A 16,562-nucleotide genomic window follows, 5' to 3' on the forward strand; every position below is an offset into this window, starting at 1 on the left:
CGCGGGGGGTCCCCGTTTCGGTCACCACCCGCGCCCTTCCGTTACCGCTCAGCGAACCTGCAGTTCCAGTTCGCCGTCGTCGAGCTCGACGCTCACGACGCCCCCCTCGACGAGGTCGTCGTCGAGCAGCAGGTCGGCGATGCGGTCGTCCACCTCGCGCTGGATCGCGCGGCGCAGCGGCCGGGCACCGAACTCGGGCTGGTGCCCACGCTCGGCGAGCCAGTCGACGGCCGCCGTATCGATCTCGAGTTCGATGTTCTTGTTCTGCAGACGCTTCCGGGTTTCGTCGAGCAGCAGATCGGTGATCTTGCGCAGCTGCTCGTCGTCGAGCTTGCGGAACAACACGATTTCGTCGATGCGATTGAGGAACTCGGGTCGCATCGATTCACGCAGCCGGCTCATCACCCGGTCGCGCAACGGCTTCTCGGCAGCTTCGGCGTCACCGGTGGCGAAGCCGATCGCGCCACCGCGGCTCGAGATGATGTCCGAACCGAGGTTGCTGGTCATGATCACCACGGTGTTGGTGAAATCGACCGTGCGGCCCTGGCCGTCGGTGAGGCGGCCGTCGTCGAGCACCTGCAGCAGCGTGTTGAACACGTCCGGGTGGGCCTTCTCGATCTCGTCGAGCAAGACCACCGAGTACGGGTTGCGCCGCACCTGTTCGGTGAGCTGCCCGGACTCGCCGTAACCGACGTAGCCGGGCGGGGACCCGACGAGGCGGCTCACGGTGTGACGCTCACCGAACTCACTCATGTCCACACGCAGCATCTTGTGTTCGTCACCGAAGAGGACTTCGGCCAGCGCCTTGGCCAGTTCGGTTTTACCGACACCGGTGGGTCCGAGGAACAGGAAGCTGCCCACGGGACGATGCGGATCGCTCAGGCCGGAGCGGCTGCGCCGCACCGCGCGGGCGACCGCCCGCACCGCCTCGTCCTGCCCGACGACCCGGTTGTGCAGTTCGTCTTCGAGGTTGCGCAACCGCTCCTTCTCGGCGCGCGTCATGCGAGTGGCTGGGATTCCCGTTGCCCGGGAGACGATCTCGGCGATGAGCTCGGTGTCGACCACGGGCGCCACAGCATCCGCCGGGTCGGGTGCACCCGACTCGAGGCGAGCCTGCAGCCGGACGATGTCGTCGCGGATCCTGGAAGCCTCCTCGTACTGCTCGGCCTTTACTGCGGCGTCCTTCTTCATCTCGAGTTCGGTGAGTTGCTCACGCAGCTGCGCGGTATCGACACGCGGAGTACGCAGTCGCAGCCGCGCACCGGCCTGGTCGATCAGGTCGATGGCCTTGTCCGGCAGGTTGCGATCGGGGAGATAGCGCACCGAGAGGTCGACCGCGGCCTCGATCGCGTCGTCCGTGTACCGGACACCGTGGAAGTCGGCGTACCGATCGCACAGTCCGCGCAGGATCGCCACGGCGTCGTCGCGGCCGGGCTCCCCGACGGTCACCGGCTGGAAGCGCCGCTCGAGCGCGGGATCCTTCTCGATGTGCTTGCGGTACTCGTCGAGGGTTGTCGCCCCCACCACGTGCAGTTCGCCACGCGCGAGCTTCGGCTTGAGGATGTTGCCCGCATCCATCGCACCCTCACCGCCGCCGCCGGCGCCCACGACGGTGTGGATCTCGTCGATGAACACGATCAACTTGCCGGAGTGCGCGGTGATCTCGTCGAGAACCTTGGTCAGGCGCTCTTCGAAGTCACCGCGGTAGCGTGTGCCGGCAACCATGCCGGTCAGGTCCAGCTGGACGATCCGCTTGTCGCGCAAGACGTCCGGAACATCACCGTCGACGATGCGCTGGGCGAGGCCCTCGACGATCGCGGTCTTGCCCACGCCGGCCTCACCGACGAGAACCGGGTTGTTCTTGGTGCGCCGGGCCAGGATCTCGATGGTCTGGTCGATCTCGTCCGCCCGCCCGATGACCGGGTCGATTCCGCCGCCGCGGGCACGGTCGGTCAGGTCGACACCGAACTTGTCGAGGGTCGGGGTCTGCGACTCCGCCTCGCCCGCAGCCACCGGAACGGGCTGCAGTGCCATCTGCAGGGACTGCGGCGTCACACCGAGGGACGCGAGCAACCGTCCGGGCGCGCGCGTCTGGTCCGCGGCGAGCGTGAAGAACAGGTGCTCGGGATCGATGTACGTCGAGCCCAGTGCGCGGGCGAGTTGATGTGCTTCGAGCAGCGCCGTCTTGACCGCGCCGCTCAGCGCCGGGGCGGTGACCCCGCTGTCCGGGTCGGTATGCGGAAGTCGCTGGTCGACAGCCGCGATGACGTCGTCGGGATCGGCTCCGGAGCGAGCCATGACGGTTCGGGCCGGGTCCTGTTCGGCCATCGCGCGCAGGACGTGCAGCGCGTCGAGATCTGCATCGCCACGCTCGTTGGCGAAGCGGGCCGCGGCGGCCATGAGTTCCTGGGTGCCGCGGCTCATGAACCGGGAGATGTCGATCCGACCGGGGCCACCAGGCCCGAAGAATGCAGGCATTCCGAAGCCTTTCTGTTGAATCAGCCTCTGCAGTACTTGAGTCTTACTCACTCAACTAACGTGCGACCCTCTCCGTCAATTCCCTTGTGCATGTGGGGTGCGTCACAGTCGCCGAGAGTCGAACGCCGAGGGGTGAACTTCCTCTCGCACAGACATCCCCGTCGCCACGTAGCGTGGATGTGTGTGCATGCAGGACGGGCCGCAGCTCACCCGGTTCGCGGCCGGGCTCGGGTTCACCCTCGACGAATTCCAGACCCGCGCCTGCCGCGCGCTCGAGGCCGATCGTGACGTGCTCGTGTGCGCGCCCACCGGGTCGGGCAAGACCGTCATCGGGGAATTCGCGGCCCACCTCGCACTCGTTGCGCGCGGCACCTGCTTCTACACCACCCCGATCAAGGCACTGAGCAACCAGAAGTACAGCGACCTCGCCGCACAATTCGGCGACGATCAGGTCGGTCTCCTCACGGGCGATGTCTCCCTCAACCCCCGCGCGCCCGTCGTCGTCATGACCACCGAGGTGCTGCGCAGCATGCTGCACGGCCGCTCACCCCTGTTGAACGGCCTCACCCATGTCGTGATGGACGAGGTCCACTACCTCGCCGACCGCGAACGCGGCGCGGTGTGGGAAGAAGCGATTCTCTGCCTTCCCACGTCGGCTCGGCTGGTGAGCCTGTCCGCGACCGTGAGCAACGCCGAGGAGTTCGGCGACTGGATCGGCCAGGTCCGCGGCGCGACCACCGTCGTCGTCGAGGAGACACGACCCGTGCCGCTCACCCAGCACATGCTCGCCGGGGGCCGTCTGTTCGACCTGTTCTCCCCCGTTACCGGGACCGTCGACGACACCCTCGACCGATACATCGCGCACCGTCAACTCGTCGAGGCCGCCCCCGCACCCGGCCGCCGCCGACGCAGGCGCCGCAATCCCGCTCCCGGGCCCGCCGGTGCCGACCGACCCGAGATCGTCACCCGCCTCGAAGCCGAACAACTGCTGCCCGCCATCTGGTTCCGGTTCAGTCGCGCCGGCTGCGACGAGGCCGTCGCCGAATGTCTCGCCTCGTCCCTGCGGCTCACCGAGTCGGCAGTGCTCACCCGCATCCGTGGGATCGTGGAACGCCACACGTCGGCGCTTCCGCCCGCCGATCTCGACGCGCTCGGCTTCGGAGACTGGGCCGAAGCTCTCGAACGGGGCTTCGCCGCCCACCACGCCGGGCTTGTACCCGCATTCCGGCACGCCGTGGAGGAACTCTTCGCTCAAGGCCTCGTGCGGCTCGTGTTCGCGACCGAAACCCTGGCCGTCGGCATCAACATGCCCGCCCGCACCGTGGTGCTCGAACGACTCGTCAAACCCACTGCCGACGGGCCGGTTCGTCTCACCGCCGGCGAGTACACGCAGCTCACCGGTCGCGCCGGGCGCCGGGGCATCGACGACGAGGGGCACGCGGTGGTGTTGTGGAGTCCCGAAACCGCGCCCGCAACCGTCGCAGGTCTCGCATCCACCCGCACCTATCCGCTCCACAGTTCACTGCGTGTCGGCTACAACACCGCGGTCAACCTCGTCGACCGGCTCGGGGCCGCGGGCGCCCGCGAATTGCTCGGCCGCTCGTTCGCCCAGTTCGAGGCAGAGACATCGGTCGCCGCCCTGGCCGCTGCCGTTCGTGCCAACACCGTGACGCTCGACCGTCTCGACATCGAACTGTCCTCCGCCGACGGGTTCACCGAATACCGGCATCTGCGCGACCGTCTCGCCGCGGCACGCGTGGCCGCCCCCGCCGACACCCTCACCGCCCTGGCCCGTGCGGTGCGCTCGCACCCGAGTCACCGCCGCGGCGATCGGGACCGGTTGCTCACCGTCGCGTCGCGGCGTGCCGTCCTGCAGGCCGACACCGACCGAATGCGGGCCGAGATCGATTCGGTCACCGGTCGCCTGCTCGACACGTTCGATCGGACACTCGCGTTGCTGGACGAACGCGGGCACGTGCTGTGCGATCCGATCGGCGGGCAGGCCTATGTCACCGAGTTCGGCCACCGTCTCGGCCGGATATATTGCCGCAACGACATTCTCGTGGCCGAATGCCTCCGCACGGGCGCATGGTCCGGCCTGGAACCGCCCGAACTCGCCGCCGTCGCGTCGAGTGTTCTGGGTGACTCCCGGCGCCGCGCCACTTCCGTGCCCGTCCGCGCCACACCCGCCGTCGACGAAGCGCTGCGCGCCACCGTCCGGCTGTGGAGCGAGGTGGCCGCCGCCGAAGAGCGGCACGGGCTGCCGGTGAGCCCGGAACCGGATCCGGTGGCCGTCACCGCAGTTCACCGGTTGGCGCGCGGCGACGGTCTCGCCGCGGCGCTCGGGGTCGCCGCCGACATCGAGTTGTCCGCCGGCGATCTCGTCCGGCGTTACCTGCGCACGCTCGACCTCGTGGATCAGACCGGCCTGTGCCGCCGCGATGCGCTACCGGCGGTTCCGTTCACGTTCGCGTGACGGGACACCGATAACTACGGTCGCAACATCTCCGTACCGCACAGGCGTTCCGACAACTCCCACAGTTCCCGCGCCACCGTCTCGTCGTGCGACCGCCCGTTGGAGCGCACCTGCTTCGGGGTGCCGCGCAATTCGAAGGGTCCGCCGGGGCCGTAGAACCCGGCAGCCTCGACTCCCGGCGCTGTCGCGGCGTACAACGTCGGCAACGCCCCCGTGCGGGCCGGCTGGCCGATGATCGGTGTCACGAATTCGACAACCTTGCCCTGTAGCGATTCGCTGCGGTACTGCAGATTGGTCGACGAGTATCCGGGATGTGCGGCAAGTGATCGAACCGTCGAACCGTGCGCTGTGAGTCGCCGTTGCAACTCGTATGCGAACAGCAGGTTCGCGAGTTTCGACTGCCCGTACGCGAGCCACCGGTCGTATCGGCGCCGCTCCCAGTTGAGGTCGTCGAGATCGATCTTTCCGATCCGGTGCATCGTGCTGCTCACGGTCACGACGCGATCGGAAATGCGATCCAGCAGAAGTGCCGTGAGCGCGAAATGGCCGAGATGGTTGGTGCCGATCTGCATTTCGAACCCGTCGGCGGTGCGGCGCAACGGTACCGCCATCACCCCGGCATTGTTGATCAGCACGTCGACGGTCTCGTGGGAGTCGGCGAGATCCGCGGCGAATTCGCGCACCGACGTCAGGTCTGCCAGATCGAGCCGGCGCACCTGGGCATTGTCGCCGAGGTCCGCGGCGACCTCCTTCCCCTTGTCCACATCACGGCACGCGAGCACGACGCGCGCGCCCGCGCCTGCCAGCGCCCGTGCCGTCTCGGCTCCCAGCCCGCTGTTCGCGCCCGTCACCACGAAGGTGCGATCGGTCTGATCCGGAATGTCCTTCGCTGTCCATGCCGCCATACGTGTCACCTTACGTACCGCTCACCTTCGGGAACAGGCTCCGACATCCCGAATGGCATCGGCCGCGCTCACACCCCTGCCGTCGCGGCGATGACCACTCCGGTGAGCGCGATGGAGGCGACCCAGACGGTCGACGCGGCGGCCAGGACGAACGGCCGCGCACCGACCTTCCTGATCGTCGCGATATGCACCCCGGCACCCAGCGCGAACATCGCCGCGGTCAGGAGCGTGGTCTGCAGGAGCCCGCCGAGGTCGTAGATCCCGGCGGGGAGGATCCCTGCCGACCGCACGGCAGCACATGCCAGAAAACCTGCGACGAACAGCGGAACCAGCGGGGGACGCCGCCGAGCGGAGGAGGGGCCGGCCAGTCGGCGCCGCCGCACGCTCAGGATCGCGATGACCGGCGCGAGCATCAGCACCCGGGCCAGCTTGACGACCACCGCTACCGCCAGTGCCGCGCCGCCGAGAGCGCCGCCCGCCGCGACCACCTGGGCGACTTCGTGGATCGATCCGCCCGCCCACAGTCCGGCGTCGATCTCGGAGAGACCGAGCACCCGGGACAGCAGCGGAACCGTGGGAATCATCAACGTGCCGAAGACGACCACCAGCGCCACGGCGGTGACCACCTCTTCCTCCTTCGCGTCCACGACACCTTCCACGGCCGCGACCGCCGCAGCGCCGCAGATCGAGAACCCGCACGCGATCAGCAGCCGCTGTGTCCAGGAGAGGCCGAGGAACTTGCCGACGACCATCGTTCCCGTAATGCCCAGGAAGACGACGGCCACCACCGCGGCGATGATTCCCCAGCCGAGCCCGAGGATGTCGCCGAGCAGCAGCTGCAGGCCCAGGAGTGCGATACCGACGCGCAGCATTCGCTTGGCAGCGAAAGCCAGACCCGGGCGCACCCGCTCGGGGAGCCGGACAAGGTTGGCGACGACCGCGCCGAGGACGATGGCGATCAACAACGGGCTCATCGCCGGCACCATCCGGTTGACGCCCACGGCCACGGCAGTGCCGACCGCGACCAGGGCGAGTCCGGGGACGAGCACGGTGTGCCCCTTCCCGGCCGGGGGCGCTACGGGCGCGGCCCCGACGCACGGATCGGCGGTGCGCGGGACAGCGGATGGGCTTCTCACCCCCGCCAGGCTTCCTCAAATCGAAAGTGCTCGGTAGACGACTCTTTCACATCGGGTCATATCGAATCGATATGGCCGAACCGGGCCTGACGTCTCGCCCCGGTGTGCGTAGACTGCGCCGGAACGAGCAGCCGATTGCGGCGATGCGACGACACCGATTCGGAAGGGTTCGAAAAGATGGGTCTGCATTCGACGGCAGCGCATCGTGCCCTGATCACCGCGCTGCACGCGAAGGACCCGAACGCGACGGCCACCCTCTACGACCACCACGCACCCGCGCTGCACGCCTACGCGTGCGGTTTCGTCGAAGCGTCCGAGGCCTCGGACATCGTGCACGACGCGGTGTGGATCGCCTCCGGCCGGATTGCCGCGCTGCGCGAGGCGAGCCTGTTCGAGGCGTGGCTGCACGCGATCGTGCGGTCCGAATCCCTGCGTGTCCTACAGCAGGCACGGAAACCGTCGGAGTACCGCCCCGCGATCGACGAGGCCGCATACCCCGATACGGCGTCGCAGGAGCCGGAGGCGCTCGATGCCGTCCGCGCCGCGGTGACAGACCTGCACTCTACCCACCGCGAGGCCTTCGATCTCGCGGCACGCCACCGGTTCACCGCACCCGAGGTCGATGCCGTCCTCGGTACGGCCGTCGGCGCCGGCGGAGTCCTGTCGGACGCCCACGATGCGCTCGCCCGCGCGCTGCCGTGGCTTTCCTATACCGCCGGAACCGATCCCGCCGAAACCGGCACCACACGCCTGTTCGCGCGTCTGCCCATGCCACCGCTCCCCGCACGGTTGCGCGACCGCGTGCTCGTCGCGCGACCGTCCGGCAGCGAACTGGCCGCCATGGGACGCCGCATCGACCCTGTCGACAGGGAAGGTTTTCCGTCCGTCGGCCGGCCACGTCGCACTGCGGCCGTAGCTGCGGCGACGGGAGGCGTCGCGGTACTCGTAGCGCTCACGCTGCTCGTGTGGCCCGATCGCGCTCCGGCCGAGCAGCCCGCCCCGAAACCGCTCGGGGGAAGCGGACAGCTGGGATTCGGCTCCGCCCTCACGGCTCCGCCCGGGACCGGCACACCGACGCCGGCAGCGACCACCACGGACTCCGAAGCTGCGGTCTCCGAAACCACCGCGGCCGGCTCCACCGCTGTGACGACCACCGTGGCGCCGACAACGACGGATGGCACGACCGCGAGCCGGACCACCTCGGAGACGGCATCGGCGTCCACGCCCCCTGCCACCGGCACGAGCACTACCGAGACGAGGTGGTCGTCACGGCGTGATTCGCGGTCCGGCGCCGGCAACGACGAGTCCGGGAACGACCGCACGGAGATAACCACGAGCTACTCGGAGCGTCCGCCCTCGACAACCACATCGACGGCCGAACCGGTGCCCAAGTTTCCCGGTCCTCCGTTCGGCGGTCGCTGAGCTCTCGCGCCTGCGCCGACGGCCTGCCGTCAGGGCATGTGCATCAGTTTCCCGGCGAGACCGAACAGACGACGGCCCAGGTTGATGACGGGGATGCCGAGCGGGATCAGGATGAGCGTCACGCACAGCACGGCACCGACAACCATGACCAGCGCCGCCACGATCCCGAGCACTGTGCCGACCACCGCCGTCAAGAGACCCACGACCACGTTGAGCAAGCCTTGTAACGCTCGCATGATGACCTCCTGCCCCATTATGCGCCCGTACCGGCTCGTTCACGCGCGGATCGGGGCATCGGCGCTGCTCGGCGGCTACTGCTCCCCGAGCCCGAAACTCACTCCGGTGAGGTCCTCCGAAAGCTCCCAGAGGAGGCGGGCGGTCTCGCGGTCATGGGCTCGGCGGGAGATCCCGGCGGGGTGAGGGGTTCCGTACAGCAACCAGCGCGGTCCGACGAACCCTCCGGGTAGGGCGGACTCGGCCGCGGCGCACACCACCGACTCGGCCCCCTGGTCGGGAGTGCGCTGCAACACCTTCTTGCCGAAGCCGAACAAGCGGTCGAACCACGTGCCGGTGTGGCTGCCGACTTCGGTGGCCGCGTAGCCGGGATGGGCGGCCACCGCCCGCAGTGGGGAGCGGGTGGCGGCGAGACGTCGTTCCAGTTCGAGGCTGAACATGAGATTCGCGAGCTTCGACTGTGCATACGCCGAAGCACGGTTGTAGTGGCGACGCTCCCAGTTCAGGTCGTCGAGGTCGATGCGTCCGAGCCGGTGTGCGGCACTCGAGACGGTCACGACTCGGGTGGTGATGCGGTGCAGCAGAAGACCGGTCAGCGCGAAATGGCCCAGGTGGTTCGTGCCGATCTGCATCTCGAACCCGTCGGTGGTCCGGCGCAGCGGGACGGCCATCACCCCCGCGTTGTTGACCAGGACGTCGATCTGCCCGTCGTCGAATCCTGCGGCGAAGTCCCGGACCGAGTTCAGGTCGCTCAGATCCAGGCGGCGCATCGACGCGCGGGGACCGATCTGCGATGCGATCGCTTCGCCCCTGGCGGTATTGCGGCCGGCGAGGACGACGGTGGCTCCGGCGGCGCCGAGCGCCCGGGCGGCTGCTTCCCCGACACCGCTGGTCGCCCCGGTTACTACGTAGGTACGGCCGACCAGCGGTGCGGTGGAATCAGGCGCCAATCGACGCCTTCATCATCGGAAGCATTGCCCACAGCTCGTCCTGCCAGTAGCCCCACTGGTGGGTGCCCGTGGACGGGAACGAGAAGTGCGCGGAATCGATACCGAGGGTGGCAAGACGCACCTGGAACGCACGGTTCTGAGCGAGGGCGAGAGCCTCGAGTCCCATCGCGTTGGTGGTGTTGAACACCCCGATGGCCGAGTTGGGACGGTCGTGCTGGCCGGGCAGGCCGCTCGCGGCGGAGATCCACATCGGCAGGCCGCTCAACTTCGGCGCCGCGACGAACGGGTCGTGACGCAGCCAGGCGGAATCCCAGGGTGGGCCCCACATGGCGTCGGCGTTGTAACCGCCGGAGTCGAGCATCGCGAGACGGATCGCCTCCCGCATGCCGGGGGCCGACAGGTTCAGGTAGCCCGACATCGAGCCCGCGAACGCGAACTGGTCGCGGTGGTAGGCGGCGAGGATCAGAGCCGCGTTGCCGCCCATCGACAGGCCCACGACAGCGTTGTTGCTCCGGGAGATGCCGTAGCGGGTGAGGTGGTCGGGGAGGTTCTGGGTGAGGAACGACTCCCACTTGTACGTGTAGGGCTGGCCGTTGAAGTTGCTCGGCGCGTACCAGTCGGCGTAGAAGCTGGACTTGCCACCGACCGGCATCACGACGTTGATGCCGTGCTCGGCCAGCCACGCGGCGTTGGTCTCGTGTTCCCAGCCGCTGACGTCGTCGGTTGCGCGCAGTCCGTCGAGGAGATAGACGGCCTTGTTGCTGCCGTTGTTCGCGAACCAGGTACGCACCTTGATCTGGCCGACGCCGCCCGGCGCCGGAACCCAGTCCTCGGCGAATCGGGTGTACGGGTCGGCCGAGGCGGTTCCCGCACCCAGGCCGGTGAACACGAGGGCCAGTGGTAGAACGACGGCCGCCACGAGCAGACGGACAATCCCGCGGGCCCCCCGCCGTCGCGTTCCGGTTCCGGACGAATTCGTCACACCAAACTCCCCTTGCGCGTCAGTAACAATTGTCACTCTTGTCACACGATATCTGTGAATCAGAGACGCAAGAAGGCTTGCACACAATCGTTATCCTGCAAAGTCGGATTCGAAACGATCTTTCCGGCGACTACCGTACGAAGATGTGCCTCCCGCTCCCCTCCCCGTCCGAGACGGCCTGAACCCGACACGCCTGCGACTACCGGAAAACGGCACGTGGGAGACAGTTTCGGGGTACCTTGCCGAGCGTTTCCCCGACGACGCGGCCAGGGTGACGGAAAAGATCGAAAACGGAGAGGTCGTCGCCGGTGACGGAACCGTGATCACACCGGCCACCCGCTACGTTGCGCGGTCGTTCGTGTTTCTTTATCGCGATCCTCCGAGCGAACCGCGGGTCCCGTTCGAAATCGAAATCCTCCATCGCGACGACACCCTGCTGGTGGTGGACAAACCGCACTTCCTAGCCACCATGCCCCGGGGTTCGTGGGTCACCGAGACGGCGCTGGTGCGCCTGCGCCGGCAACTGGACCTTCCCGAACTCTCCCCCGTTCACCGGCTCGACCGGCTGACGGCGGGGGTGCTGGTGTTCACCGTGCGCCGCGAAGCGCGTCGCGCCTACCAGATGCTCTTCGATCGTCGCCTCGTGGACAAAGAGTACGAAGCGGTCGCGCCGTATGTTCCCGGCATCGAATTCCCGCGCGAGGTCCGCAGCCGCATCATCAAGGAACGCGGCGTGCTGCAGGCGCGCGAGGTACCGGGCGACGCCAACGCCGAGACGTGGATCGAGCTGCTCGACGCGCACCCCGCGGGGCCGATCGGCGAGCCGGTGGCGCGGTACCGGCTCGTGCCGCGCACCGGCAAGACCCATCAGCTCCGGGTCCACATGAACTCGCTGGGCGTCCCGATCCTCGGCGACACTCTCTATCCGAGCGTGCTCGACGTTGCGCCACAAGATTATTCGTCGCCACTTCAACTACTGGCACGCAAGATCGAGTTCGACGACCCGTACACAGGTCGTCGGACTCGCTTCCTGAGCCGCCAAAACCTGGCAGCATGGAGGCACAGCACACCAGGACCCCGTTGACGGTACGGGCTCATGTCTTGGAGGACCCCATGAATATCGGCAGTATTTCCCGTACCTACGACGGTCGCGTGGCCCTGCGATTCGAACGCGCGTTCCCGCATTCGCCCGAACAGGTGTGGAGGGTCATCACGGACCCCGAGTACCTACAGGTCTGGTTCCCCGCGACCGTCGACCTCGAATTGACCCCCGGCACGCCACTCGAGTTCCGCACGAGCGACGCACAGATCCGTCGCCTCGGCCTCCCGGAGGGACACACGACGTCCGGTACCATCCTCGTGGTCCGACCAGGACACGTGCTCGAATACCTGTGGGATTCCGACGTCCTGCACTGGGAGCTGGCTCCGGACGGCCGCGGCGGCTGCTGGCTGACCCTCACGCACACCACCGACGACGAAGACGACGCCCTCGCGCACGGCGCCGGCTGGCACGCCGGATTCGAAGTGGTCGAGGCACAACTCGAACAGCGCCCGGTGGACTGGTCGCCGTGGGACCGCGCAGCCGAGCTCGCGGAGCACTACCGCAGCTCGTCGGAGTGACGGGCCTACCGCCGCGGATCCGGCCGACCGGGAGAGACCGGCTCGTCCGACAGGTCGGACAGGGAGGCCACGATCTTCGACGCCCACGTGCCGATGGCCTCCCAATCGCGGAAGTCACCTGTTCGAGCGCCCGCCATGCGGACCACCATCCGCTCCCCCGCGCCCAGGACAGCCGGATCGAGCTTGCCTGCGAACATCCGATGTTCGCAGGCACCGGTTCGCTCGGTCACCGTCGCGACGTCGTACGGACTGTTCACCGGCCGATCCCGGTTGGCGACGGGGCCGGACGAGAACAGGAATACCGTACGGTCGCGCAGCGCGTCGCCGTGCGCGTCGGCGAGCCCCCGCGCCGCGCGGAGCCACCGACTCCGATAGATCGCACTGCCCAACACGACGGCGTCGTACCCGTCCACGTTTTCCACCTTGTCGGGGGGCACCACGTCGACCTGGGCGCCGTGGTGGCGCAGCGCAGCCGCCAACGCCGTGGCGATCTCCGCCGTCGAGCCGTGCTTACTCGCCGCCGACACAAGAATCCTCATTTTCACCCTCCGCACAACAGCGTGCATCCATGATCACCGCCATATGGACGATTGACCAGGGCCGAAGGCCTCTTTGCCCGGATTAGGTGCTCTATACATGCGTGATTCACGACAATACGGACGGCCGGTGGCAAGGTGAAGGCGGAAATACCGGAACTGGAGGAACGATGAGCACACAGCAGTCGGGCGGCGGGTCTGCGATTCACGCGACCGAAGAATCGGAGCGCAAGTACACAGCCACACCCGACCAACCCCTCCCGGATCTGTCCGGAGTGGCACGCGTCGCGTCCATCGACGTGGACACTGTGGAGTTGTCCGCTCAGTACTACGACACCTCCGATCTGCGCCTGTTGCGATCCAAGATCACGCTGCGCCGCCGCGAGGGCGGGGACGACGCCGGATGGCACTTGAAGCTGCCCGCCGGTCTCGACACCCGCACCGAATTGCACTTTCCGCTCGGCACGTCCGGAAACGGGCACGGGCCGGACCGGCCCCCTGCCGAGCTGCTCGGTCTGCTGCGCGGAATCCGCCGCAACCGTCCGGTGGCCCTGGCAGCCCTGCTCTCCACGACACGGAACCGGCGCAGACTGCGCGACTCCGAGGGCGCGCTGCTCGCGGAAGTCGTCGTCGACGATGTGACGGCGGTTCGCGGTCCCGACGACATCGAACTGCAGTGGCGTGAGGTCGAGGTCGAGCTCGGTGACGGCGGCACCGCGTCCGGTTCCGAGTTGCTCGACGCCGTCGAGGCACAGCTCGCCACGGCCGGTATCACCCGCTCCCCCAGCCCATCCAAGCTGCACCGGGTTCTCGGTGACCTGATGCCGGTACTGCCGGAGGCCACCGGCGCCGCCGGCTATCTACGCGATTACCTCGTGAAGGAATTGCACCTCCTCGAACTCGCCGACGTGGCGGTACGCCGGCAGGCACCGGAGTCGATCCACAGCATGCGCAAGGCGGCACGGCGAATCCGCAGCGCGCTGCAGACCTACGCCGACGATGTCGAGCTGGACGACACACTGGTCGACGAACTGAGATGGCTGGGACGTCGGCTCAGCCCGGCCCGCGACCTCGAAGTCCAGTGGGAACGGCTCACCGATCGGGTGGCGGACATTCCCATCGAATCGCAGCGTGAGGCGACGAAAGCCCGGATAGACGAATATTTTTCGGCGAAGTCGGATGCGGCACGCATCGAGTCGATCGAGGCTCTTGACTCGGAGCGTTACGTGGAGTTGCTGGCGGGCATCGACGCGTTGATCGATCAGCTGTCGGTCGCACCGTCGAAACACCGCAAGCGCGCCGGGCTTCGCCCCGAGAAGCTGGTGCAGTCCATCGGGTCCGTCGCAAAAAAGGTATCGAAACGCGTTGCGCGCGTAGGTGATGCGGAAGACCCCGTCGAGCGGGACGAGCGGATGCATCGTGCACGCAAGGGCGCCAAGCGGATGCGCTACGCCATCGAGGTGATCGCACCGTTGCATCCCGGGCGGACCGATCGCGCCCTGGGCCGTTTCGACTCGTTCCAGGACCTGCTCGGCGAGTTCCAGGATTCCGTCGTCGCACGCGAACATCTCGTGGACATGGTGTCCGAACAGCACCACGCGGCCGAATCCAGCTTCGGTCTCGGAATCCTCTACCGGTTGGAATCGGAGATCGGGGCGCAGCAAGCAGCGCATCTGGAAAGAGCGTGGCGCAAGGCCTTGCGCGCCGCGAGGAAATTGTGGGACTGAGTGGGGCCCTCCGGCCCTGGCTAGATTCCGGCCGAGCGACAAGACTGAGCTCGAGGGACCGAATCGGGAGGCGAGGATGAACATCCCGGATACGATGCGGACCTGGCGCGTCACCTCGCCCGGTCCCATCGCCACCCATCCGGTGCAACCTCGTCACGAAGCAGTTCCCACGCCGGCACCGGGCGAGCTCCTCGTCCGGGTACTCGCGTGCGGGGTGTGCCGCACCGATTTACACGTCGCCGAGGGTGATCTGCCCGTGCATCGCCCGGGGGTGGTGCCCGGACACGAGGTCGTCGGTGAGGTGGTCGGCGGCGACCTGGGCGATCACCGAGTCGGTGATCGGGTGGGGGTCCCGTGGCTGCGCGGCACGTGCGGGCAGTGCCGATACTGTCTGCGCGGCAACGAAAACCTGTGTCCGCACTCGATCTTCACCGGCTGGGACGCCGACGGCGGATACGCCGAATACTGCACCGTTCCACACGACTTCGCCCTGCCGCTGCCGTCCGGGTACACCGCCGAGGAAATCGCACCGCTGCTCTGCGCGGGCATCATCGGCTATCGCGCGTTGCTGCGGGCAGCTCTGCCCCCGTCCGGTGTCCTCGGTCTCTACGGGTTCGGGGGAAGCGCGCACCTCACCGCTCAGGTCGCGCTCGCGCTCGGTGCACGCGTGCATGTGATGACACGCGGCGAGCAGGCGCGAGCGCTGGCTCTCGAACTCGGAGCGTCCTCTGCCCAGGGCGCATACGACAGCCCACCCGAACCGCTCGACTCGGCAATTCTTTTCGCACCCGCCGGAGAGCTGGTCCCCACGGCGATGACCGCGTTGGACTCGGGCGGCACCCTCGCGGTTGCCGGAATTCATCTCAGTGATGTACCGGTATTGAACTATCAGCAACATCTGTTCCGAGAGAGACAAATTCGCAGCGTCACCGCCAACACCCGAGCCGACGCCCGCGCCTTTCTCGAACTCGCCGATCAGCACCGATTACACGTGACCACCACCCCGTATCCGCTCGAACACGCCGACCGCGCACTCGCAGATCTATCGGCAGGACATTTCGCCGGAGCCGCAGTTCTGGTGGCGTAACGTGACCTACGTAGCCGATCTGCTGTGCACAACACACGATCGCCACACAACGACAAGGAGAAATCGATGAGCACACCGAGCAACCGTACGGCCATCGTCGCGGGTGTCGATGGTTCCGAGACAGCTGCGGCTGCAGCACGGTGGGCAGGCGCCCTCGCCGCTCGTTTCGACGCCCCGCTGCACTTGGTGCACTCACTGCCGAGCGAGGGCATCTTCTACAGCGAAGCCGCGGTCCTGATCCAGTCCCAGATGGTCGAGCAACTGAAAGAGGACGGCGAGAAGCTCCTCGCGAGCGTCAGCGAGCTCGTACGCGCCGACAACCCGAACCTGGTTGTGAAGAGCTTCATCGGGCCCGGCCCCGCAGCCACCTCGCTGCTCGAGGCCGCCGAGGAAGCACGCATCGTCGTCATGGGCGCCACCGGCGCCGGCGCAATCGAGAACTTCCTGCTCGGCTCGACGGTGACGCGGGTGTCCAACCACGCCCCCTGCCCGGTGGTCGTGTGGCGCGGCGACACCACCAATCCGCTGCCGGACACACGGCCCATCGTCGTCGGCATCGACGGAAGCGAACTGTCCAAGGCCGCAGTGCATTACGCGTTCGACCTCGCTTCCACCCTCGGTGCGCCGCTCAAGGCCGTGCACTCGTGGATCGGTGATGCCGCACTCGGAGTCGGCGCTACCGCGGCGCTCGTCGACTGGGATGCCGTGGCAACGTCGGAAACCGCCGTCATGTCCGAGTCGCTCGCGGGCTGGCACGACAAGTACCCCGATGTCGAGGTGCAGCGTGTGATCGATCGCGGTCCCGCGGCGAAGGTGCTCCTCGAGCACATCGAAGGCGCCCAGCTCGTCGTCGTCGGCAGCCACGGTCGCGGCCAGTTCCGCGCGGCGCTGCTCGGCTCCACCAGCCAGAACCTGCTGCACAAGTCGCCCTGCCCGGTTCTCGTCGCCCGCACGCACTGAGCCGGACCCCGTCGGCCCCGGCCGTACGCCGCGGCATCCCTCGTCCCGG

At 67.8% G+C, this 16,562-nt stretch carries 14 protein-coding genes; 7 read left to right on the forward strand and 7 right to left on the reverse strand.

Features of this window, described 5'->3' with window-relative positions:
- Nucleotides 1-48 precede the first annotated feature (48 nt).
- A complete protein-coding gene (locus Q8814_RS17830; RefSeq protein WP_330153341.1) occupies nucleotides 49-2,478 on the reverse strand; it encodes an ATP-dependent Clp protease ATP-binding subunit in 2,430 nt (809 codons plus the stop codon).
- 187 nt (nucleotides 2,479-2,665) lie between these two features.
- On the opposite strand from Q8814_RS17830, the gene Q8814_RS17835 reads away from it, so the two are divergent.
- Nucleotides 2,666-4,954: a DEAD/DEAH box helicase gene (locus tag Q8814_RS17835; RefSeq protein ID WP_330153351.1), complete on the forward strand. Its 2,289-nt coding sequence runs from the start codon at nucleotides 2,666-2,668 to the stop codon at nucleotides 4,952-4,954.
- Nucleotides 4,955-4,968: 14 nt separating this feature from the next.
- Here Q8814_RS17835 and Q8814_RS17840 read toward each other — a convergent pair whose 3' ends face one another.
- Both Q8814_RS17840 and Q8814_RS17845 read right to left on the reverse strand, forming a co-directional pair.
- Nucleotides 4,969-5,859, reverse strand: coding sequence for an oxidoreductase (locus tag Q8814_RS17840; protein WP_330153342.1), 891 nt, complete (start codon nucleotides 5,857-5,859; stop codon nucleotides 4,969-4,971).
- Between the two features lie 68 nt (nucleotides 5,860-5,927).
- A complete protein-coding gene (locus Q8814_RS17845) occupies nucleotides 5,928-6,908 on the reverse strand; it encodes a YeiH family protein (protein ID WP_330153352.1) in 981 nt (326 codons plus the stop codon).
- A gap of 264 nt (nucleotides 6,909-7,172) precedes the next feature.
- Between Q8814_RS17845 and Q8814_RS17850 the strand changes: the two genes are divergently transcribed.
- Nucleotides 7,173-8,417, forward strand: a complete 1,245-nt coding sequence (locus Q8814_RS17850) for an RNA polymerase sigma factor (RefSeq protein WP_330153343.1) — start codon at nucleotides 7,173-7,175, stop codon at nucleotides 8,415-8,417.
- Between the two features lie 29 nt (nucleotides 8,418-8,446).
- On the opposite strand, the gene Q8814_RS17855 is transcribed toward Q8814_RS17850, so the two are convergent.
- The 3 genes from Q8814_RS17855 to Q8814_RS17865 all read right to left on the reverse strand — a co-directional run bounded on the left by Q8814_RS17855 (nucleotide 8,447) and on the right by Q8814_RS17865 (nucleotide 10,520).
- Nucleotides 8,447-8,653, reverse strand: a complete 207-nt coding sequence (locus tag Q8814_RS17855) for a hypothetical protein (RefSeq protein ID WP_330153344.1) — start codon at nucleotides 8,651-8,653, stop codon at nucleotides 8,447-8,449.
- Nucleotides 8,654-8,728: 75 nt separating this feature from the next.
- Nucleotides 8,729-9,601, reverse strand: a complete 873-nt coding sequence (locus tag Q8814_RS17860; protein WP_330153345.1) for an oxidoreductase — start codon at nucleotides 9,599-9,601, stop codon at nucleotides 8,729-8,731.
- Entirely contained in the window at nucleotides 9,591-10,520 is a 930-nt protein-coding gene (locus tag Q8814_RS17865; protein WP_408015929.1) for an alpha/beta hydrolase, read from the reverse strand. Before Q8814_RS17865 ends, Q8814_RS17860 begins: the two co-directional genes overlap by 11 nt.
- A gap of 208 nt (nucleotides 10,521-10,728) precedes the next feature.
- Between Q8814_RS17865 and Q8814_RS17870 the strand changes: the two genes are divergently transcribed.
- Nucleotides 10,729-11,667, forward strand: a complete 939-nt coding sequence (locus Q8814_RS17870; RefSeq protein ID WP_330153346.1) for a pseudouridine synthase — start codon at nucleotides 10,729-10,731, stop codon at nucleotides 11,665-11,667.
- Nucleotides 11,668-11,696: 29 nt separating this feature from the next.
- Entirely contained in the window at nucleotides 11,697-12,203 is a 507-nt protein-coding gene (locus Q8814_RS17875) for an SRPBCC family protein (RefSeq protein WP_330153347.1), read from the forward strand.
- A gap of 5 nt (nucleotides 12,204-12,208) precedes the next feature.
- On the opposite strand, the gene Q8814_RS17880 is transcribed toward Q8814_RS17875, so the two are convergent.
- Nucleotides 12,209-12,742: a flavodoxin domain-containing protein gene (locus tag Q8814_RS17880; protein WP_330153348.1), complete on the reverse strand. Its 534-nt coding sequence runs from the start codon at nucleotides 12,740-12,742 to the stop codon at nucleotides 12,209-12,211.
- 167 nt (nucleotides 12,743-12,909) lie between these two features.
- Here Q8814_RS17880 and Q8814_RS17885 point away from each other — a divergent pair, with 167 nt between their 5' ends.
- From Q8814_RS17885 to Q8814_RS17895, 3 genes are all read left to right on the forward strand, one after another.
- The gene (locus Q8814_RS17885; protein ID WP_330153349.1) at nucleotides 12,910-14,466 is read left to right on the forward strand and encodes a CYTH and CHAD domain-containing protein; all 1,557 of its coding nucleotides are present in this window, start codon (nucleotides 12,910-12,912) and stop codon (nucleotides 14,464-14,466) included.
- 94 nt (nucleotides 14,467-14,560) lie between these two features.
- Complete coding sequence (locus tag Q8814_RS17890; RefSeq protein ID WP_330153354.1) at nucleotides 14,561-15,553, forward strand: zinc-binding alcohol dehydrogenase family protein; 993 nt, start codon at nucleotides 14,561-14,563, stop codon at nucleotides 15,551-15,553.
- A gap of 66 nt (nucleotides 15,554-15,619) precedes the next feature.
- Nucleotides 15,620-16,513: a universal stress protein gene (locus Q8814_RS17895; RefSeq protein ID WP_330153350.1), complete on the forward strand. Its 894-nt coding sequence runs from the start codon at nucleotides 15,620-15,622 to the stop codon at nucleotides 16,511-16,513.
- Nucleotides 16,514-16,562 lie beyond the last annotated feature (49 nt).

It is taken from the genome of Rhodococcus chondri, assembly GCF_036327435.1.
Lineage (GTDB): Bacteria > Actinomycetota > Actinomycetes > Mycobacteriales > Mycobacteriaceae > Rhodococcus > Rhodococcus chondri.